General features: G+C 67.3%; 17 protein-coding genes. 5 read left to right on the forward strand and 12 right to left on the reverse strand.

The annotated features are described in order from the left end of the window. Window positions 1-12 precede the first annotated feature (12 nt). From Q0L30_RS13010 to Q0L30_RS13045, 8 genes are all read right to left on the reverse strand, one after another. Window positions 13-1,383 (reverse strand): sigma-54 dependent transcriptional regulator, encoded by a 1,371-nt coding sequence (locus Q0L30_RS13010; protein WP_296656901.1) that lies wholly within the window; start codon window positions 1,381-1,383, stop codon window positions 13-15. Window positions 1,384-1,637: 254 nt separating this feature from the next. Next, complete coding sequence (locus Q0L30_RS13015; protein WP_296655671.1) at window positions 1,638-3,113, reverse strand: hypothetical protein; 1,476 nt, start codon at window positions 3,111-3,113, stop codon at window positions 1,638-1,640. 129 nt (window positions 3,114-3,242) lie between these two features. Further along, a complete protein-coding gene (locus Q0L30_RS13020; protein ID WP_296655674.1) occupies window positions 3,243-4,091 on the reverse strand; it encodes a peptidase C39 in 849 nt (282 codons plus the stop codon). A 15-nt stretch (window positions 4,092-4,106) separates the two neighbouring features. Further along, on the reverse strand, window positions 4,107-4,820 hold the full coding sequence (locus Q0L30_RS13025) for a C39 family peptidase (RefSeq protein ID WP_296655677.1): 714 nt from the start codon (window positions 4,818-4,820) through the stop codon (window positions 4,107-4,109). Between the two features lie 61 nt (window positions 4,821-4,881). Then, window positions 4,882-6,288 carry a hypothetical protein gene (locus Q0L30_RS13030; RefSeq protein WP_296655679.1) on the reverse strand — a complete coding sequence of 469 codons (1,407 nt, stop codon included), beginning with the start codon at window positions 6,286-6,288 and terminating at the stop codon, window positions 4,882-4,884. A gap of 28 nt (window positions 6,289-6,316) precedes the next feature. After that, on the reverse strand, window positions 6,317-6,952 hold the full coding sequence (locus Q0L30_RS13035; RefSeq protein ID WP_296655682.1) for a hypothetical protein: 636 nt from the start codon (window positions 6,950-6,952) through the stop codon (window positions 6,317-6,319). Next, window positions 6,949-7,443, reverse strand: a complete 495-nt coding sequence (locus Q0L30_RS13040; RefSeq protein ID WP_296655686.1) for a hypothetical protein — start codon at window positions 7,441-7,443, stop codon at window positions 6,949-6,951. Before Q0L30_RS13040 ends, Q0L30_RS13035 begins: the two co-directional genes overlap by 4 nt. A gap of 71 nt (window positions 7,444-7,514) precedes the next feature. After that, the gene (locus Q0L30_RS13045) at window positions 7,515-8,060 is read right to left on the reverse strand and encodes a hypothetical protein (RefSeq protein ID WP_296655689.1); all 546 of its coding nucleotides are present in this window, start codon (window positions 8,058-8,060) and stop codon (window positions 7,515-7,517) included. Between the two features lie 545 nt (window positions 8,061-8,605). Here Q0L30_RS13045 and Q0L30_RS13050 point away from each other — a divergent pair. Both Q0L30_RS13050 and Q0L30_RS13055 read left to right on the forward strand, forming a co-directional pair. Then, the gene (locus Q0L30_RS13050; RefSeq protein ID WP_296655692.1) at window positions 8,606-9,997 is read left to right on the forward strand and encodes a sigma-54 dependent transcriptional regulator; all 1,392 of its coding nucleotides are present in this window, start codon (window positions 8,606-8,608) and stop codon (window positions 9,995-9,997) included. 190 nt (window positions 9,998-10,187) lie between these two features. Further along, the gene (locus tag Q0L30_RS13055) at window positions 10,188-11,159 is read left to right on the forward strand and encodes a thymidylate synthase (protein WP_296655695.1); all 972 of its coding nucleotides are present in this window, start codon (window positions 10,188-10,190) and stop codon (window positions 11,157-11,159) included. Between the two features lie 118 nt (window positions 11,160-11,277). Here Q0L30_RS13055 and Q0L30_RS13060 read toward each other — a convergent pair whose 3' ends face one another. Then, window positions 11,278-13,866, reverse strand: a complete 2,589-nt coding sequence (locus Q0L30_RS13060; protein WP_296655699.1) for a DUF6600 domain-containing protein — start codon at window positions 13,864-13,866, stop codon at window positions 11,278-11,280. 268 nt (window positions 13,867-14,134) lie between these two features. After that, window positions 14,135-14,848 (reverse strand): helix-turn-helix transcriptional regulator, encoded by a 714-nt coding sequence (locus Q0L30_RS13065; protein WP_296655702.1) that lies wholly within the window; start codon window positions 14,846-14,848, stop codon window positions 14,135-14,137. 215 nt (window positions 14,849-15,063) lie between these two features. Between Q0L30_RS13065 and Q0L30_RS13070 the strand changes: the two genes are divergently transcribed. The 3 genes from Q0L30_RS13070 (at window position 15,064) to Q0L30_RS13080 (ending at window position 17,054) form a co-directional block, all read left to right on the forward strand. Beyond that, complete coding sequence (locus Q0L30_RS13070) at window positions 15,064-15,207, forward strand: hypothetical protein (protein ID WP_296655706.1); 144 nt, start codon at window positions 15,064-15,066, stop codon at window positions 15,205-15,207. Window positions 15,208-15,319: 112 nt separating this feature from the next. Further along, window positions 15,320-16,351, forward strand: coding sequence for a GlxA family transcriptional regulator (locus Q0L30_RS13075; protein WP_296655708.1), 1,032 nt, complete (start codon window positions 15,320-15,322; stop codon window positions 16,349-16,351). A gap of 196 nt (window positions 16,352-16,547) precedes the next feature. Continuing rightward, window positions 16,548-17,054: an acyl-CoA thioesterase gene (locus Q0L30_RS13080; RefSeq protein WP_296656903.1), complete on the forward strand. Its 507-nt coding sequence runs from the start codon at window positions 16,548-16,550 to the stop codon at window positions 17,052-17,054. A 93-nt stretch (window positions 17,055-17,147) separates the two neighbouring features. On the opposite strand, the gene fumC is transcribed toward Q0L30_RS13080, so the two are convergent. After that, on the reverse strand, window positions 17,148-18,548 hold the full coding sequence (gene fumC / locus Q0L30_RS13085; RefSeq protein ID WP_296655711.1) for a class II fumarate hydratase: 1,401 nt from the start codon (window positions 18,546-18,548) through the stop codon (window positions 17,148-17,150). Between the two features lie 104 nt (window positions 18,549-18,652). Further along, on the reverse strand, window positions 18,653-20,281 hold the full coding sequence (locus Q0L30_RS13090) for a phospholipase D family protein (protein WP_296655715.1): 1,629 nt from the start codon (window positions 20,279-20,281) through the stop codon (window positions 18,653-18,655). Window positions 20,282-20,381: the final 100 nt, after the last annotated feature.

A 20,381-nucleotide genomic window follows, 5' to 3' on the forward strand; every position in this document is an offset into this window, starting at 1 on the left:
CCTGCCGGGGCACTACGGCTCGTTTTCGGCCTCGCCGCCGAAGATCGTTTTTTCGTCGCGCAGGCCATGCGTGCCCATCAGCCGGTAGAGCGTCACGCGGGAGATGCCGAGGTCCGCGGCAGCTTCCGCGAGACGGTGGCGATGACGCAGGAGCGCGGCCTCGATCGCGCGCTTCTCGGCCGATTCGCGCGCCTGCGAGAGCGTCACGGTCTGCTGTGCGGTGAAGTGCGCGAGGTCGAGATCGTCAGCGGTGATCAGCTTGCTCTCGGCCATTACGATCGCGCGCCGCACGCGGTTGATCAGCTCGCGCACGTTGCCCGGCCAGTTGTAGTTGTACATCGCCTCGATCGCGTCGGGCGCAAAGCCGCGGATCTTGCGCGCGCTGTCCATCTTGAACTTGTGCAGGATGTGATGCGCGAGGATTTCGATGTCCTTGCCGCGCGCGCGCAGCGGCGGCTCGTCCACGCGCAGCACGCACAGCCGATGAAAGAGGTCGGCGCGGAAGCCGCCGGTGCGCATCGCGGTTTCGAGATCGACGTGCGTCGCCGAGATGATGCGTACGTCCACCGGAATCTGCTCGTGGCCGCCGAGGCGCTCGATCTTGCCTTCCTGGAGAAAGCGCAGCAGGCTCGCCTGGCTTTCCATCGGCAGGTCGCCGATTTCATCGAGAAAAAGCGTGCCGCCGTTGGCCGCCTCGACGCGCCCGATCTTGCGCTGGTTCGCGCCCGTGAACGCGCCGCGCTCGTAGCCGAATAATTCGGATTGCAGAAGATGATGCGGAATCGCGCCGCAGTTGATCGGCATGAACTGCGCCTTGCGGCGCGACGAGCGCTCGTGGATCGCGAGCGCCGTGAGTTCCTTGCCGGTGCCCGACTCGCCCGAGATGAACACGGTCGCGTCGGTGCCCGCGACCTTGCGGATCGTGCGAAAGAGCTGCTGCATCGCTTCGCAGGTGCCCACCATTTCGTCTTCGTCCTGGACCGTGGCCGCGGGCGTGTCGAGGTCGCAGAGCGACACCATGCCGTACGCGTGCGTCATGAGGTAGTCGAGCGTCGCGTTCGTCACCGGCAGATGCACGAAATCGAAGCAGAAGTGGCGGATCAGCCGGCGCACTTCGGGGTCGATGAGGTGCGCCGCGTCGGTGAGCGCGATCCAGCCGACCTGCTGCAGCCGCAGCACCGCTTCGAGCCCCGCGCAGTCGCGCAGCGCGAAGCCGGTCAGATCGATGAGACCCGCGTACGCGGGTTCGGGCTTCACGAGCCGCGCCGCCTCGTGGGCGGTGCGCGCCGTCGCCAGCTCCCAGCCGCGGCTTTTCAGGTAGGCCGAGAGCGCCGCGTCGGGCGTGCGGGCGAGATAGATCAGCGTGCGCACGGGATCCGCCACGGGATCCGAAGCGGGCTTCGAAGCGGGCTGTGAAGTGGGCTTCGAAGCGGGCTGTGAAGTGGACTGTGAAGCGGGCTGTGAAGCGGGCTTCGACGCGGGCTTTGAAGCCGGTTGTGTAGCGGGCTCGCCGGTCTCGTGCGTCGCGCCGGGCACATCGGGCGGCCTCGCGATAGCAGGCCGCTGGCCCGCGCCTGCGAGAGGCGTCACGGTGGCGCTGATGGGAGAGGATTCACGCACAATCGTCCTCGTGTTCGTCAGAAGGTATAGGGGAACCGCACGCCGACGACGAAGTTCGGCGCGTCGGGCGTGAGGCCCACGGCGACCGCGCCGTTGATCGTCAGGTGCTTGTTGACCACGTGATTCAAGCCGAAGTTGAGCACCGACGCGGTGGTCTGGCTGCCCGGCACGCTGGCCCAGGCGCCGCCCGGCGCCTTGGTCTGCGACTGCGGCGAGATCGCCATCGTGTAGGAGATGCTGGCCGAATCCTTGTCGGAGAACGCAAGCGCGACGCCGCCGCCGAACTGGTAGATGTCGCCGAGCTTCACATCGGCTGGCTCGACTTGCCCGACCACCGACGAAATGTCGGCGAACGAGCGTGCAATGTTGTACGTGTACGAGAAGCTGCCGAACAGCACGACCGGGTCGTAGGTCTTCAGCACGGACAGGCCGGCCGTGATGTTCCAGAAGCCGGTGCCCGTGGGCAGCCTGGTCGGCGCGACGAGGTTGGTGTTGTCGGCGCTGATCTGCACGAGCTTGATGCCGAACGGCGAGCTGCCGGTCGGCGTCTTCACGCGCAGGCTGCCGACCACGTCGGGCAGGTTGTTGGTTTCCTTCAGGAACTGGTAGTAGACCCCGAACGTCACGTCGCCGATGTCGGACGAGTTGACCGAGGCATCGGAGAGCGTGCCCGCCGCGCCGCCCGCGCCGCCGATGATGAAGCTGCTGTGGCGGTAGATATAGGGCACGTCGACGTCGACGCTGATGCGGTCGGTCAGGCCGTAGCGCGTGTCGAGATCGGCCTGAAGCTGGTGCGATTTCGTCTCGCCCAGATTGATGTTGCCGAGGAAAATCGCGTCCAGCGCGAGGAAGCCCGAAAGCTGCAGCTGGCGCCGGTCGTAATACGTGTCGCTGATGCCCCAGTCGAGCGTGAGCCGGCGGTCGAAGAGCGGCGCGTGCTCGCGCTCGACGACAGCCTGCTCGGCCTGGGTGCGCTGCGGCTGCGCTTCTTTCTGCGTTTCGCCAATCGTGGGATTCACGCCGACGGGCGCGCCCTGTTGCGGGCCGCTCGACGCCGAACCGCCGGTTGCGCCGCCGCCCGGCCCGGAATCGGGCGAGGGCGGATTGACCGGCACGCCGGTCGCGGTCCCCGTGAGCGAGCCCGGCGCCGTCGCGCCCGGCAGCGCCTGGGCGAGCGGCGGCAGCGGCATTGGCAGGCCGTCGTCGCCGGGCTGTTCGGCAACCGCCGTATCGGAAGCAGCCGTAGCGGAGGCGGCGCCAGGCACGCCGCGACCGCGCTGCGCCATCTCCAGATTCGTGACCTGGCGTTCGAGCGACTGGATCTGCTTTTGCTGCTCGTCGACCACACGCATGAGCATGTTGACGCGCTCCTCGATCGACTGATTCTGAAGCTCCTGGGCACCCGCCGAATGCGCGAGCACGAGCAGCACGGCGGCTGCGGGGATCGCTGCGAGCTTCGGGCGCGGCGGTCCCGCCCTGAACATCGTGTTCATTCTTGTTTCCCCCGGGGTTTCGAGGCGGGTGGCCGACCGGTCGTCGTGCAACCCGCTCCCGCATGTCGCGATGTGCCTCGTCCCTGCTGTGCCAATCGTGGGGCGCGCACCCGCGCTGCTTTCTCCGTGTCAGTGCAAGTTGCGCAACGCCTGCAGTACGCCGGTCTGCCGGATCACGGCGCCGCCCATCTGCTGCGTATGCAGCGCGAGCGACAACTGATTGGCGACCTGCTGGTTATTCCCTGCGATCTGGAGCAACTGGGCGATGGCGCTTGCCTGTTGTGCGCCGCCAGGCACGATGTTCTGGGTGGCGATGCCGGCTGGTGTCTGCACCGTTACGTTGATGCTGTTATTGGCGAACGTGATGCCCGCCTGGATGCTGCCGTTCGCGTTCGTGGCGAACGCCGCGGTCTGGTTGCCCGCGGCCGGGACGCCCGGCTGCGGCGCGCTGCTGCTCACGTTGTTGCCCGCGCCGTTGCTGTATTCGACGATCGCGCCGTTGGTGCCGACGTTGTTGTTGCCCGCGACCTGCGTGACCTGCGACACGCCGTTGACCGCCACGTTCTGTCCGCCCGCGGCGACCGCGGCGGGATCGGCGCCGCTGTTGTGCAGGTTGGTCCCGCGGCTCGTATCGGTGACTCTGGCCGCGGTCTGGATCTGCGCGGTGAGCTGGTTGGCGAAGTCGCGCGCGACCGTCAGCGCGCCCTGGGCAATGGCCGTGGCGCCATTCGGCAACCGCCATTGGGTCAGCACGCTCAGGACGAAGCCGGAAATCATGTCGCTGCCGGCGTACTTGCCGCTCTGACTGGCGAGCACGTCGTCGCCGACGCTCTCGCACTGGATGCCGTGCTGCGCGACGCTGCCGGGGCTCAGGAAGGCCGGCGGCGTCGGGGCGTCGATGCTGCCTGCGCTCGCATGACTGCAGGCCAGCGCGAGGAGCGCTGCCGTGACGCCACGGGGTGAGAGGCTGCGTTTCATGGCTCGATCAGGACATCAGAACATCACGGCCCGCTCGAGGCCGTAATCGACGAAGGGCGTCGCCGCCGTGCCGTTCGCCAGTGCATTGGCGCGCAGCTTCAGCGCAAGCGACTCGTTGTTCTGCAGCAAAGGAGAATCCTCCCTGAACGGTTTGCCGAGCACCGCGAAGACGAGACCGTTCCAGGTCTTCGCGAAGTCGCCCTCGGCGACGATGCGGTTGCCGAGCGCCGGGTCCGCGAGGAAGATGCGCCCGTCTTCGGCATGCTTGACGATCACGAAGTGCTCGTAGCCATTGATGTTCATGAGCACGAGCACGGGAATCTGCAGGTGATACAGCGCGTCGGTGTTGACACGAAACCCACGTCCGCGCAGGCCGATCGTTTCGACGAACTTCTTCATGTCGAGCATCGAAAAGCCGTTCTTCTGGACCACTTCCGGTTTCGAAAACGTCATCATCCGGCGGATCAGCTCCACCTCCGGAATGTCGATGCCGTAGCCGTACTTGAGGAGGGTCGCGAGCGCCGCCGCGCCGCAGCTGTAGTCGAACTGCTGGGTGACGATGCTGCTGTAACGGATGTCCTTCATCGAGCGGATCGGCAACTTCACCGGCACGCCGATGAGATTAGTCGCGTCGAGGCTCGACTGTGCGTGGGCGAGCGCACACAACGTGCACGCTGCGAGCGCTGCGACACAAGCCTTCAGCGCCGGGAACCGGTCGAGCCCGGACATGGTTGCCTCCTGCCGAAATCGCGCCGGCTGCGGACGTCGCAGCCGGCGCGGGTCCTGGCGCTTACTTCGATACGGTCAGCGCAGCGATGGCGAGGCCGTTGTGCTGCACGTTGCCCGCGCCACCGGCGATGTTCACGCCGATGTTGCCGCTTGCGCCGGCGAGCGCGTTCGGCGCCATCGTGGCGGTGCCGCCGAAGCTGCCGGTGAAGTTCAGGCCGGCCGACTGGCTGCTCTGGTCGGTGGCGACCATCGCTGCGCTACTTGGGGCCGACTTCTCGATGCTGCTCGATGCGGCGAGGCTGTTGTTCTGCACGTTGCCCACGCCCGCGGCAATATTCACGCCGATATTGCCGCTTGCGCCGGCGAGCGCGTTGCTGCCGACCGACGCGTTGACGTTGAAGTTCTTGATCTTCGCGTTGCCGGTGGACGACTGGCTGTTGAAGATCTGTGCGTTGCCGAACACATTGCCTGCATCGATCATGGCGAGCGATGCTTCGTTGTTCTGCGCGTTGTCGACGCCTTCCGAGATGTTGATGCCGACATTGCCCGAGACGCCTGCGCCGGGCGCGCCGGTGCCGCCGATATTCGCGTCGAGCGAGCCGGCCGGAATGCCGTTGTAGTGCGTCGTGACCGCGCCGACCGTCGTGACGTCGGTGGTGTTGTCATGCGCCTGCACGTTCCAGTTGGCCGCGACCGAGTGCGAGTCGATGGAGCCGGATATCGAATAGCCGCTCGACTGCTCGTGGAAGGCCTGGTGGCCCGAGCCCTCGTTTGCCGAGAAGCCCCAGACGGCAGCCTGACCGGAACCCTGCGTGCCTTCGAAGTAGCCGCCGATGCCCGAGCCCTTCGCGTAGCTCGACGCGTGGTAGCCGCCGGAGAAGCCGCCCGCCACATAGCCTCCGCCGCCGCCCCACTGGTTGTCGCCGTAGCTGTAGTGGCCATACGAGCCGCCGGCGTGGCCGCCGCCCGATACATGGGCGCCGTGGCTCTGGTTCACGTCGTAGAAGTAGCCGCCGATCCCGGAGCTTTGCTGGCTATATTCGTAGCCCCCGCCTGCCACGCTCGCCTTCTGGTTCGCGTAGGAATACCCCGATGATTCCTGGAAGCCTTGCGCACCCCCCGATGCCCTGAAATTCGTCTTCGTGACCGAAGCGGACGCGGTGCCGCCGGCGTCGACCGTCCGCGACGTGTTGTGGACGAAGGTGGTCAGGTGACCCGTCGTGTACGTGCCCACCGGCTGGTTCGGTGTCAGCGTGACGGCGTCGAGGTTGACGCTCTGCGTGTTGTTGACGACCGCGCCGGTGGTGTTCGACACGTCCACGCAGCCGAACAGCAGGACGCCGCCCCACAGGTCGACGCCTTGATGGATGACGGTGGAGTTGAAGATGTACGGATCCGTCCCGCCGTGGGCGAAAACGCTGCCCGAGGAGACCGCGAGAACGGCCGCAGCGATGAGAGTGCGCTTCATGATGTCGCTCCGATACTGATTTGTTCAGTTAGAAAAGAGTGCCCGCCGGGGGACGGAGCACAAAACTGTTCGCCGTAGCATTACCGGCTCCGACGGTCTGGTTCACCTGCACGAGACCCGTCGCATTCCTGAATGCGGCACTGCCGATACGCGCTTCACGAATGCCATTGGTCTCGTTCGATCGACCCGGACCCCCGTTCGTCGCTGCCGCCGCGGACAGTTCCGCATCCGAGGCGACATCCACACCGATCACACCAGTGCCGATCCGCGCACTGTTGCTCTGCGTATTTCCCACGCCCGCAGCCTGGTTGACCATGACTGCACCCGACGCGTTGGCAAAGGCGCCCTCGCCGATGCTCGCGCTCGCATTGCCGAGGCGCGCCCGCGCGCGTGCGTACTGTTCGCCGCTGATGCCGTTGACCATGACCGGGCTGCCGCTCGTGACCGTGAGCTGATTGGCCTGCGCGTTGTTGAGGCCGGCTGCCTCGTTGACGGCGACCGCGCCGAGCGTGCCGTTTGCCGCGCCCGCGCCGATGTCGGCGCTCACGCTGTTGACCGTCTGCGCCTCTGCTTGCACTTGTGCCGCGCCTGCGCAGACGAGGCATGCGGCGAGGGCGAGCGCTGCCCGCTGCGGCCAGCGCGGACACATGCGGGACGCGCTCATTTGAGGGCTCCGAGGGCGGCGGCGAGCGGTGCGAGCGCGCCGCTCACGCCGGACGAGATCGTGTTGCCGATACCGCCCGTCTGGGCGCCTGCGCCCATCGCCACAGTGCTGCCGGTGTTCCGGCCGCTCAGGATGCCGGTGAGCGCCTGCATGCCCGCGGCGTTGGCGTTGTTGGCCGGGCCGCCCGGCGCGACGCCGGCGGAGCCGCGTGCGTTCGTGAGATCGGCGTCGGAGGCGACGGCGGCCATCGCCGGATCGAAGCCGCTGGCGGGGAAGGTGGTCGCGCGCACGGCGACCGGATCCTGGCGCTTCGGCACGTTGGCGAAGGCGCTGCGCGGAGTGATGTCGCGCGCGACGATGATGTCGCCTGGATTCTCGCCCTGTTGCGCCGCGGCGACGGCTGAAACACCGACCGCAAGGAATCCGCAGACAACTGCGGCGCCCCTGGCCGAACGCCGGGTGTGGGCCGGTGTCGTGATGCAGGCTGGCATGCTGGTCTCCAACGAGTCCGGCCTGCGTGGCTCACGCCATGCCGGACGCCGTTCCGCGCTAGCGGCCCGGTTTACTTTCTCGTGTAATTAGCGATGTTTCCTTGCGCCGCCTGCGAGTTGTCGACCGGGATCGGCAATGGTGCGGGCGGGGCGATTTCATCCCACAGGGTGACGCTGCCGCCGCCGCGCATGAGCTGCGGCGTGGCCGCGACCATCACCATGCCGACCGCGCCGCCGCGCTGGTGCGCGAGCGTCTGGTCGTCCAGCGGGCTGCCGGCTACCACGGGGTCGTCGGCGGGCGGTGTCGAGTCTTCAGCGAGTGCGCCGGTGTCCGCGTGCGCGCTGTCCGTCGGCGGCGGGCTCGTGTCGAGCGCCGCCGGGATGAGCGCGGGCGCGGACAACGTATGGAGCGTTGCAGGAATGACATCGGCGGACGCGGCGGCGCGCACCTGGGTGGCGGGCGTACCGGCTGCGTCGTTCGCTGCGTTGTCCGGCGTCTGCGCGCGCACCGCCGGTGCAAGCCCGAGCAGCGCCGCCGCCGCGAAGGCAGTGAAGGCAGTAAGGGCTGCGGTGCCGCCGGTGACAGGGCGCCTGACGATGAGGTGGTTGAGTCGCATGGCGTATCTCCTCGTGCCGGAGATTTAGCGAAACGTGTGCCATGCGCCGCAATCCATTGATGTACTTCGGTGGGCGCTTTTCCCGCCGATTCTCGAATGGCGGATTTTCGCCAAAACGTTTCAGCGCTGAAACGTGAAACCCTTAAAACAGCGTGAAGTATTGCGTATGCAATACATTCTGGAAGCGCAACATTAATGATGGTGTTATGTTGGAAACAACTGCTTTATTAATTTTCCTGGCGGCAATAAGCTGCGCCGGGCGCTGAAAACCTTTCCATCCGGCCCGTTTTGATTCGTCAGGCATAATTTCTAACCAGAAATGTTGCGCATAGAGTAAGCTTGATCAAAAGACTCTTGAGAAAATTAGAATAAGACCCCCTCGGGGGCAATGACACACACGCCGCGTCTCGGGGATTCATCGTCGCCCAAAGCATGTTCGTTCGCTTCTAATCGAGGCAGAATGATCGGTGCTTTATGCTCCGTGTCTGGGCATTCAGGTGCGTGTCGTCATTTTCAAACAATATGTCGGCGAGAGGATCTGAATAATGGAACCCGCAACGCGGCAACTGGTGTATGTATCACGCAGTCCAAGCGACGCGCTGAATGAGCGGTTCCACGAGCGCGGCTGGCAGGTGGAAGTGGTCGGCAACGCACGTGACGCGCGCCGGGTGCTGCGCGCCGGGTCGCCCGCGGGCGGCCTGCTGGACCTCTCCAGCCATTTCCATCTGGAGGAGATCGGCTCGTTCGAGCCGTGCCTCACGTTGCCCAACGTCGGCTGGGTCGCCGCCACGACGACCGGCCAGCTCCAGGACGCCACGCTGCGCCGTCTCGTGCGCGATTACTGTTTCGACTACGTAACGGTCCCATGGAGCGGCGAGCGCATCGTCGATTCCGTCGGACACGCGTATGGCATGGTTTCGCTGGGCGAAGCGGCCTCGAACGACACGACGGGCGGCGCCGAAGGCGAGATGGTCGGCTCGTGCGAGGCGATGCTCGCGCTCTTTCGCTCCATCCGCAAGGTCGCCCTGACCGACGCGCCGGTCTTCGTCTCGGGCGAGTCGGGCACCGGCAAGGAACTCACCGCAGTCGCCATTCACGAGCGTTCGTCGCGGCGCGGTGCGCCGTTCGTGCCGATCAACTGCGGCGCGATTCCGCCGCATCTGCTGCAGTCGGAACTGTTCGGCTACGAGCGCGGCGCGTTCACGGGCGCGAACCAGCGCAAGATCGGGCGCGTCGAGGCGGCCCATGGCGGCACGCTTTTTCTCGATGAAATCGGCGACCTGCCGATGGAAAGCCAGGCGAGCCTGCTGCGCTTTCTCCAGGAGGGCAAGATCGAGCGCCTCGGCGGTCATCAGTCGATGCCGGTGGATGTGCGCATCATTTCGGCGACGCACGTCGACATGCGCGCCGCCATGGCCGAAGGGCGCTTCCGGCAGGATCTGTATCACCGCCTGTGCGTGCTGCAGATCGACGAGCCGCCGCTGCGCGCGCGCGGCAAGGACATCGAACTGCTCGCGCGGCACATGCTCGAGCGCTTCCGCAAGGACGGCAGCCGGCGTCTGCGCGGCTTCTCGCCCGACGCGATCGCGGCGCTCCACAACTACAGCTGGCCGGGCAACGTGCGCGAACTGATCAACCGCGTGCGGCGTGCAATCGTGATGTCGGAAGGGCGCTCGATCACCGCGCGCGATCTCGAACTGGGCGACTACGTCGAGGTGATGCCGGTGTCGCTCGCGCAGGCGCGCGAGTCCGCCGAACGCCAGGCGATCGAACTCGCGCTCCTGCGCCATCGCGGGCGCCTGGGCGACGCCGCGCACGAACTCGGCATCTCGCGCGTGACGCTGTACCGGCTGCTGTGCGCGCACGGCATGCGCCACATGGAAAGCGAGCCGCTCTCGCCGCATCCGGGCGGGATGGTTTCAGCGGTCAGCCTGTAAGTCCGGCTTGCACCGCGCCACGGGCGGCCCGTGTCTCGTCCCGGTGCGTCTCGTCTTCTGTGCGCGCCGCGTGCGCGTTCATGCGGCACCCGCTCGCCGGGGCGGTTTTCCTGACCCTGGCGGCGCGCTTGCTAAAATCGGGGTTTATCGATCCGAACCGGGTGCTGCTCGCCCGCCGAAGGGACCCCGCATGAAACAGTATCTCGAGCTTGTCCGCTCGATTCTCGACACCGGCACCTGGCAGGAAAACCGCACCGGCATCCGCACGATCAGCCAGCCCGGCGCCATGCTGCGCTTCGATCTCCAGCAGGGCTTTCCCGCCGTGACGACGAAAAAGCTGGCGTTCAAGTCGGCGGTCGGCGAACTGATCGGCTTTTTGCGTGCGTCGAGCAGCGCGGCCGATTTTCGCGCGCTCGGCTGCAAGGTCTGGGACGCCAATGCCAACGACAACGCGCAGTGGCTCGCGAATCCGTATCGCGAGGGCACCGACGATCTCGGCGACGTCTACGGTGTGCAGTGGCGGCGCTGGCCGGCGTACAAGGTGCTCGATGCCGACGCGACGGCGCGTCTCGCCGACGCCGAAACGCGCGGCTACGCGCGCGTGGCGCAGTTCGTCGAGGACGGCCGCCCGAAGGTGCTGCTTTACAAGGCCATCGACCAGTTGCGCCAGTGCCTCGACACGATCGTGAACAACCCCGCCGACCGGCGCATTTTGTTTCATGGCTGGAATCCGGCGGTGCTCGAGGAAATCGCGCTGCCCGCGTGCCACCTGCTCTATCAGTTCCTGCCGAATCCAGTGAAGCGCGAGATCTCGCTGTGCCTGTATATCCGCAGCAACGACGTCGGGCTCGGCACACCGTTCAACCTGACCGAAGGTGCGGTGCTGCTGCACCTCGTCGGGCGCTTGACCGGCTATACGCCGCGCTGGTTCACGTACTTCATCGGCGACGCGCACATCTACGAAAACCAGCTCGACATGCTCAACGAGCAACTGCGCCGCGAGCCGTTCGAGAGCCCGCAGCTCGCGATTTCCGAGCGCGTGCCCGAGTATGCGAAGACGGGTGTCTACGCGCCCGAGTGGCTGGAGAAAGTCGAGCCCGCCGATTTCTCACTCGTCGGCTACCGGCATCACGAGCCGCTGACCGCGCCGATGGCGGTCTGATTCCTCGCTGCTTTTATCCCCGATAGAAAAACCGCAGTCCTGATGAGGGCTGCGGTTTTTTGTTGACGCTGCTGCATGCCGCGATGCCGCGATGCCGCGATGCGTGCGGTGCAGGCGCTTAGCCGTGCGGATGATCCTCGTGGCCGCGATTTGCGTTCGGATTCGGATGCGGCGCGGGGGCCGGAGCCGGAGCCGGGTGCGGCTGAGGTTGCGGCTGCGGGTGGAACTCAGCTCGCGGCTGAGGCTGAGGTTGCGGCTGCGGGTGGAACTCCGGGCGCGGCTGCGGTTGCGGCTGCGGACGGAACTCCGCGCGCGGCTGGGGTTGCGGCTGCGGTTGCGGGCGGAACTCCGCGCGCGGCTGGGGTTGAGGCTGCGGCTGCGGACGGAACTCGGCTCGCGGCTGGGGTTGAGGCTGCGGCTGCGGGTGGAACTCCGCTCGCTGCTGGGGTTGAGGCTGCGGTTGCGGGCGGAACTCCGCTCGCGGCTGGGGTTGAGGCTGCGGTTGCGGACGGAACTCCGCGCGCGGCTGCTGCTGCGGCTGCGACTGCGGTTGGAATGCCGCATGTTGCTCTGGCGACTGCGGACGAACCTCAGGGCGCGCTTGCTGCTGCGGCTGCGGCATGCGTTCGGGCGCGGCCTCGCGCATCTGGGGCTGCGGCTGGCCGCGGGACACGTCGCGCGGCTGCTGCATCGCGAATTGCGGCGAGCGGTTGTTCTCGCGCGCGGCGGGCTGGTCGCGCGTGGCCATCGGTGCATGCGGCTGCGTCCACATCGGCTGATGCGTTTGAACCGGCGCCGCATTCGGTGCGCGGCCCGGCTCGCGGGCGGGCGTGCCAGGCATACCGCCGGGCGCGGCCTCCATCGGCCGCCCCGCAAACTGCGGCGGGCGCGGCACGCCGTGGCCCTGCGCGGCGGGACCCGGAACGCGCGGATTCGCCATCGCAGGCACCATTCCCGCCTGGGCACGGTCCTGCGCGGGCGCACGCGCGGCGAAATCGGGCGCACGACCGGGCTGCGGCGCCACGCTGCCGGGCCGTCCGTTCCCGGCGATCACCGGCGAATGCGGCGGCACCACGCGCACGTTCTGCTGGCCCCATGTGCGCTGCGGTGCGCCGAACGGCGCATGCGCGGGCGCCGAAGCGCGCACCACTGGCGCGCCCGCGCCCGGCACCGTGCCGTGCTCGCGCGCGAAGCGTTGGGCGAGATTGTCGTGCAGGGCAGGCGGTGCTACAGGCGCGCGCGTCGCCACGACCTGACGCTGTGCGAGCGCACCCGGCGGACGATAGTCGGCGCGTCGCATATTGCCGCCGAAGCTGCCCGACACCGGTGCGATGCCCGGCGTGCCAGATGCGATGTGCGCGCCGCGCCATTGCCGCGGATCGACGCGCTGCGCGAAGCGCGCAACCGGCTGGCCGTGGACGAACGCCGTCGCGGGGACCGCCGTCACGGCGCCTGGCACGCGATAGTTCACGTACGTATTGTTCACGTACGAATTGCGGATGTTGATGTTGTTGACGACGGTCCGGTTCACCCGCTCGTAGTAGTGCGGGCTCCAGTCCTCCGAACGCGGGTGCCACGGCTCGCCCGGGCCGAGCGCGAACCACGCGACGCCTGCCGCCGCGATGCCGCCGCCGCTCAGCGCGACGCTCCAGTCGGGGCCGCCGTCTCCGCCGCCGACGAAGGCGACGAGCGCAGGTGCATAAACCGGCGGCTCGCTGTCGACCAGCGGACCCGGAACCCAGGCCCACTCATCGTCGATATTGGCCCAGCGTCCGTAGTGGTAGGGCGCAAAACCCCAGGGCGCGTCGTCGACCCACGTCCAGCCCCACGGCGCCTGCCAGACCCACTGGCCGTCGTGATACGGCGCCCAGCCCTCGGGCTGCGCGTTCGGCTCCCAGACTTCGCCGTATTGCGGGTCGTCGTGCCAGGTGCCGTTGGCGTCGAGGTCCTGATAGCCCGGCATGTCGCGCGAAACATAGCGCGCCGAGATCGAGCGGTCCTCCGCGGCGTCGCGCGCGCGCGCCCACTGATCGAATGAATCAGGCGGCGGTGCGGGCTCGGCGGCCTCCTCCTGCAGGTCGGTTCCGGCGAAGCGGATCTGCTGACCCGCCGACATCGGCAACTGGCCGTTCTCGCCGTAGACCGTCGCGCTGCCGCTGCGCACCGTCACGGTCGTCGAACTGCCGTCCGGCGCCACGTCGACGCGATAGTCGCCGGGGCCGTTCACGCCGAGCGCGAGATTCGGCGTGTCGATTTCCCAGGAGGTGCCGCGGGGCAATTCGCGCACCCGCGTCGAGAGCGTGCCTTGCGCGACCTTCAACTGGGCTGTCGAGTCGTCGAGATTCAGGACGTCGACGCTCGTTTGTGCGCCGACGCGGACCGCCGTCGATCCGATGTGCAACTCCGAGCGCGCGTTTGCGTCGTCCCAGAGCTGGTCGCCGGTCGTGAGCGGCCGGTTGAGCTGGGCGTAGGACCAGTCGGTCGCGCCGGCCGGTTCGGTCGTGACGGGGCCTGCCATGTAATCGAGCCGCGCGACGCGTCCTGGCGGATCGATGCTGGCGCTCTGGGCGGCCGGTGCGCCGCCCGGCGCGGACTGGGCGAACGTCGGCGCGGCAGCGAGATTAATCGCCGCCAGCGCGGCGCCGGCGATGAGCGTGAGGCCGGTGGTCCGGCGAAACTGGATGATCGTAGCGGTGCGGTGCTTCACGTTGTTTCTCCACAGCACGCCTTCTAGTTCAGCGTGTTCTGTCAGGAACTGTAGCGGCCCCGCTTGTTTCCATGCGCGCGGAATTGTAATGGGTCATCCTCGTTATGTAACAGAACGTGTGTCGCCCATTGAGCGTGAAAGATTGCACGGAGAAACCGCCAGTTTTGCGGGCGAAAATGCGAAGCGCGCGGCCTATACAACACCGCGCAACACCGCGCAACGCCGTGCGACATCGCGCGACGAGGCTCAATCGCGCGATAGCACCGCGTCAGCTCGCGGTGAGCGCGTCGAATGCGCGCTGACCCTTCGGCGTGATGCGCAGCACGCGCGGCAGGCTCGCGCGTTCGACCCAGCCGCCCGCGATCCACGCGTCGAGAAGCGCCGCGCCCAGTGCGCCGCCAAGGTGCGGCCGCCGCTCGCTCCAGTCGAGGCAGGTGCACGCGAAACGGCGGCGTCGCGAGCGCAGCGCGCCGATGTCCACGCCCCAGTCGCGCAGGCGCGCGGCGCCGTCGGGTGTCGCGTCGATGGTCTCGCCTTCGCACACCAGCACGCCGTCGCCGACCAGCCGCTCGAACACTTGCACCGCGACTTCGCCCGCCATGTGGTCGTAGCAGGTGCGCGCGTGGCGCATTTCGAGCGGCACGGTGCGGGCGGGCTTCGTCGCGGGCAATGTCGCGGTGCTCGCCTGGGCGATATTCATCAGCGCTTCGATTGCCGCGGCGACATCGGGCGTCGCAATCCGGTAGTAACGGTGACGGCCGCGCACGTCGAGTGCGAGCAGGCCGCCGTCGGTGAGGCGCGCGAGGTGGGCGCTCGCAGCCGATGGCGAAAGTCCGGCGATCAGCGTGAGTTCGCCGGCCGGGCGGGCGCTGCCGTCCATCAGCGCCCACAGCATGGCGGCGCGGCCGGGATCGGCGAGCAGCGCGCCGATGCGCGAGAGGCCGGGAAAGTGGCGGGTATCGGCGGCGGGTGTGGCTGGCATGGCGATTCCTCGATAGTGGTCCGGCGGCGGCATGCGGGTGCTCGTGGGTGCCCGCTGGCGTGCGCGGGGGGGCGCGGGGGGGCGTGTAACGTCACTTTAGCCGCACGCAGCATTCGACGTTTCAGCGCAGCATGAAATATCGAATGCGGCGTTCGTGCAGGCCGTATGCTCACGGCGCTAGAATTCAAGTTCCTATCCCGACTTCACCCACTGTCATGACGCGTCTTCTCGCCAGCGCGGCCGCGTGCTCGCTCGCGATTCTGTGCACGGCGTGCGCCGGCGGCCCTGTGGCGTCGAGCGACGCAAGCGGCATCACGATGTACGGCACGCTCGACGAAGGCATCGTCATCCGCCACTGATCGCCGCGCTCGAGCACCGCGCTGGCTGGCAGGAATTGACGCAAAATTGACGAGACTGCCAACCGCATCGATGCGACGATGAGGGCATCGTGTCCGACTCGATGTCTTCGCCATGTCTCCTCCAGTCTCTAACGCGCGCCACGTCGTCTTCGCCGTCGCTCCCAATCTCGTGCTGCTCGACGCCTGCGGGCCCATCGAGGCGTTCTGGCGCGCCGAACTCATGGTGCGCGCCGGACATCTGGCACAGCCCGCACAGCCCGCGCACGGCGAGCCGTGTGCCTACCGCGTCACCGTCGCCTCGCTGGCGGGCGGCGTGCTGCCTACCTTCGCGGGCCTGCCGGTCGTCACGGAGCGGCTCGACGCGCTCGACTGCGCCAGCATCGATACGCTGATCGTGCCGGGCGTCCCCATCGACGACACGACGCTCCTGCAGCCCGAACTCGTCGCGTGGATTGCCGCTTGCGCACCGCGCGTACGGCGTGTCGCGTCGATCTGCACGGGGGCGTTCTATCTCGCGGCGGCGGGGTTGCTCGACGGACGCCGCGCGACGACCCACTGGCGCAATGCGGAGCAACTGAAGCGGTGCTTTCCGGCGGTCGATGTCGATCCCGATCCGATCTTCCTGTGCGACGTGCGCGGCTCAAGCGTTGTCTGGACGTCGGCGGGCGTGACGGCGGGCATCGACCTCGCGCTTGCGCTGATCGAAGAGGATTGCGGGCATGCGGTGGCAATCGAGGCCGCGCGGCGGCTAGTCGTGTTCATGAAGCGGCCTGGCGGCCAGGCGCAGTTCAGCGAGCCGCTGGCCGCGCAGACGTCGGCGGGCGGCACCTTCGACGCGCTGCACGGCTGGATGGCGGCGAATCTTCATCGGGAACTGAGCGTCGACCGTCTGGCCGAGGCGGCGCGCATGAGTCCGCGCACTTTCGCGCGCCGCTATGTCGAGGCGATGGGGCGCACGCCCGCGCGCACCGTGGCGGCGATGCGCGTCGAAGCCGCCGCGCATGCGCTCCTCCAGTCGCGCCGGCCGCTCAAGCGGATCGCCGCCGATTGCGGCTTCGGCAGCGAACAGAACCTGCGACGCGCGTTCGAGCGCTCGTACGGCGTGCAGCCGCTCGATTACCGGGCGCGTTTCGCGGCGGCGTAGTTCTACACATTCTTCTGCACATTGCTGTGCGGTTTTCGACAGGGCTTTCCGTGCGGCGCGGTTCGTGGGACGCTTGCTGTGCGGCGCGTGCCAGACGGGGCACGCGCAGGCGCAGCGCCGCGATGGCTGCGCCCGTATAATCGACGCCTCCCGAGACAACCCCCCCGCGCGAGCGGACATCCCACGAGCGGAGCCCATCATGAGTACGCCATCCCAGCCGCTGGACCGTTCGGAAACGACGTTTCGCTTCCTTGCCGAGCCGACCTCGGTGAATTTCGGCGGCAAAGTGCACGGCGGTGCGCTGATGAAATGGATCGACGAAACCGCCTACGCGTGCGCCGCCGTCTGGTCGGGCCGCTATTGCGTGACGGTGAGCGTCGGCAACATCCGCTTTCGGCGGCCGATTCAGGTCGGCAACATGGTCGAGCTGCGTGCGCGCGTCGTCGCGACGGGCCGTACGTCGATGCACATTCACATCACCGTGCACGCGGGCGATCCGAAGAGCGGCCAGTTGCGGCTCACGACCGATTGCCTGGTCGTGTTCGTCGCCGTCGACGAAAACAACAATCCGATTCCGGTGCCGTCGTTCGTGCCGGAAACCGACGAGCAGAAGCGTCTTGCCAAATACGCGCTCGACGTGAAGGAAGCGCTCGATGCGATCGTCGAACTGAAACCCGACGAAGTTGCGAAGGGCGTCGTTTAGTGCGTCTTTCAGGGCTTCGTTTGAAGCGGCGATGAAGAACGGGCGGCCTGGGCCGTCCGTTTTCGTGTTTGCTTGCGTGCGCAATGAACGCCGCTACGCCTTCAGATTCCCGACCATCTCCTCGGGACGCACCCACTGGTCGAATTCCTGCTCGGTGACATGGCCGAGCGCGAGCGCCGCGGCCTTGAGCGTCGTGCCTTCCTTGTGCGCCTTCTTGGCGATCTGCGCGGCCTTGTCGTAGCCGATGTGCGGATTGAGCGCGGTGACGAGCATCAGCGATTCGTTGAGCAGCGTGTCGATGCGCGCGCGGTTCGGCTCGATGCCCACGGCGCAATGGTCGTTGAACGAGAGCACGCCGTCCGCGAGCAGGCGAATCGACTGCAGCACGTTGTGCGCGATCATCGGGCGAAATACGTTCAATTCGAAATTGCCGCTCGCGCCGCCCACATTCACGGCGACGTCGTTGCCGAACACCTGGCAGCAGAGCATGGTAACTGCTTCGGATTGCGTAGGATTAACCTTGCCTGGCATGATCGAACTGCCGGGCTCATTCTCGGGAATCGACAATTCGCCCAGCCCGCAACGCGGTCCGCTCGCGAGCCAGCGAATATCGTTGGCGATTTTCATGAGGCTCGCGGCGACGGTCTTGAGCGCGCCGTGCGCGAATACCAGCGCATCGGCGGCGGCCATCACCTCGAACTTGCTCGGGGCCGTTACGAAGGGCACGCCGGTGAGCCTGCCGATCGTTTCGGCCACCTTCTGCGCGAACTGCGGGTGCGCATTCAGTCCCGTGCCGACTGCCGTGCCGCCCTGCGCGAGTTCGTACAGATGCGGCAGCGCCGATTGCACATGGCGGATGCCCTGATCGAGCTGCGCGACATAGCCGGAAAACTCCTGGCCGAGCGTGAGCGGCGTGGCGTCCTGCAGGTGCGTGCGGCCGATTTTCACGATGTCGGCGAAAGCCCGTGACTTGCCGTCGAGCGTGTCGCGCAGCGTCTTCAACGCGGGCAGCAGATGCTTGACGACGCCGTACGCGGCGGCGACGTGCATCGCCGTGGGGAACACGTCGTTCGACGACTGGCCGCGGTTCACATCGTCGTTTGGATGGACGAGGCGCGCTTCGCCGCGCTCGCCGCCCAGAATCTCGCTCGCGCGGTTCGCGATCACCTCGTTGAGGTTCATGTTGGTCTGCGTGCCGGAGCCGGTTTGCCAGACCGCGAGCGGGAATTCGCCGGGATGTTTGCCGGCGATGATCTCGTCGGCGGCCTGCATGATGGCGTGCGCCTTTTTCTCGTCGAGCACGCCGAGCCCGAGATTCACCTCGGCTGCCGCGCGCTTGATCGTGGCCAGCGCGGTGATCAGCTCCGGCGACTGCTTCTCGGTGGAAATGCGGAAATTCTGCAGGGAGCGCTGCGTCTGCGCGCCCCAGAGGCGCGCGGCCGGCACGGCGATTTCGCCGAACGTGTCGCGTTCCATTCTTGTGTCTTCGGTCATGGTCCACTCCGGTGGATGGTGCGGCGCCGACTCGCGGGGTCGAAGCCCGACGTCGGATCGCGCACTCAAAGCGCGCGGTCGGCGTTTGCAGTCGAAGCTCGCGGTTAAAGCTGATTGTCGAGCGGCAACAGCAAGAATAGCCCGGTTAGCACGTTCCGGTAGAAACCCGCGTGGGGATCGAGGTTGTAGGTGTGAACCACGCCGTTCTCCACGTCGGTCCACACGAGCGGTGAATGCGCGGCGGTGTTGCCCGTAAGCTGCGCACCTTCTTCGGGCGTGGCGAGCGTCACGCGGTAGCTGAGTTCGGGCGAAGTCGCGCGCGCGAAATAGCTGGCGACTTCGTGTGCGAGCGTGGGGCTGTCGATCGTGAGCGCGAGTTCGGTGTTGAGACGCGCCGAGCGCGGATCGAGATTGAGCGAACCGATCACGAGCGTGCGCTCGTCGATCACGTAAGCCTTCGCGTGCAGGCTCGCTCGCGAGCCCGAACCCGCGATGCCGCGCAGGCGCAGATCCCGCCGCCCGGGTTGGGTCGGCTTGAACTCGTAGAGTTCGGCGCCCGCGTGCAGAAGCGGCACGCGGTAGGGGCTGTAGCCGGCCTGCACGGCGATGGCGTCGGTCGCGGCGAGCGAGTTGGTGAGGATCGCGACGCGCACGCCGTGCGCGCTCAGCTTGTGCACTTCCTGTACGCCCGTATCGTGCGGCACGAAATACGGCGTGAACACGAGCACGCTCGTCTGCGCGGTGCGGATGCGCTCGATCAGCGAGCGCATCGCGTCGCCTGGCTGTGCGCTCTGCGTCTCTTGTGCATTGGCGATCTTGCCGGGCGAATCGGCGACGAACGTGCAATCCGCCCAGTCGAGCCCCAACTGGTGCCCGGCGATCTGCGCGGCAAGCGGAGTGGCGTTCAGCGGCTTCGCATCGTACGGGTCGGCGTTCTTGTGCCAGTGCTCGCGCAACATGTTGCGCGCGTTGTCGAGTTCGTGCTGATCGAAGGTCTGATGATTCAGCGCGCTGAGCGGATACGACATGCTGCTGTTCCAGTAGTCGTCGAAACTCGCCGACACCTGCGCGGCGACCGGACCGGCCGCGAGCACGTCGAGGTCGGTGAACTGCAGCGTCGGGCTTGCGCTGAAGTACTCGTCGCCGAGATTGCGGCCGCCGACGATCGCCAGCTGGTTGTCGACGATCATCGCCTTGTTGTGCATGCGGCGCGTGAACTGGTCGAGGTCGGTGAACAGGTTCGCCGTGCGCGTGAACAGGCTCTCCTGCGCGCTGCCGTACGGATTGAACACGCGGATCTCGATCAGCGGGTGCGTGTTCAGCGCGGCCATCAGGCTGTCGATGTCGTGAAAGTTCAGATCGTCGACGAGCATGCGCACGCGCACGCCGCGATCGGCCGCGTAGAGCGCCGCGCCGAGCAGCAGCTTGCCGGTCGTGTCCTCGTTCGCGATGTAGTACTGCAGATCGAGCGTGCGCGTCGCCGCACGGGCGAGTGCGATGCGCATCTGGAGCGCGTCGGTGCCGGTGGCGAGCAGGCGAAAGCCCGACTGGCCAGGATGCGCGGCCTCGGGCGCCGCGAGCGCGGCGTGAAGCGGCGTATCCGCGGAGGGTGACAGTGCGTGCGTGGTCTGGCGCGGGAGTGCCGTGGCGGGCGGACGTGTCGCGCACGCTGTGACGAGCGAGGCGCAGAGCACCGCGAAAAGCAAGAGGAGACGGGTTCGTGCAAAGAACACGATGCGCCGTGTGCGGCGCGCGCGGGAGCGGGCGGGGGACGGCGAGACGCGCTGCGCGTGCGTGGCCGCGCGGTTACGGCACGGCGAGGAATCGGTTGGG

Origin of the sequence: Paraburkholderia sp. (assembly GCF_024281035.1) — a bacterium.
GTDB lineage: Bacteria > Pseudomonadota > Gammaproteobacteria > Burkholderiales > Burkholderiaceae > Paraburkholderia.